Origin of the sequence: Pseudomonas sp. SIMBA_068, from assembly GCF_046534705.1 — a bacterium.
GTDB classification, from domain to species: domain Bacteria; phylum Pseudomonadota; class Gammaproteobacteria; order Pseudomonadales; family Pseudomonadaceae; genus Aquipseudomonas; species Aquipseudomonas putida.
This window is the reverse complement of record NZ_JAWRYI010001024.1, coordinates 1-255: the sequence shown is the minus strand read 5'-3', so window position 1 is coordinate 255 and position 255 is coordinate 1. Positions and strand designations below refer to the sequence as shown.

General features: G+C 65.9%; 1 protein-coding gene. It reads right to left on the bottom strand.

What is annotated here, in order from left to right:
• Positions 1 to 255, bottom strand: a 255-nt coding sequence (locus SB756_RS32530) for a hypothetical protein (protein WP_410913568.1), incomplete at both ends; no start/stop codon positions are given.

Sequence of the window (255 nt, the reverse complement as noted above, 5' to 3'; positions counted from 1 at the left end):
CTCCCGGAACTTCACGCTGGCGGTGGAGTTGGGAAGGTCGGATGTCGGCCCGCGCCGGTCCTCTCCACGGCTGCAGATAATGACGTGGAGCGGCTGCTGTAGACGAAACGTGTTCTTGATGGCCTTGTCCATCGCCTCGGCCCGCTCGGCCTGAGCGATCAATCGCGATCGCTCCCGCGCGGTCGCCGTAAGCGCCCCGGCGCGACGCCGTCGATCATCGGCACCCGCACGATAGTTCGTATCGGCGAGCACTTC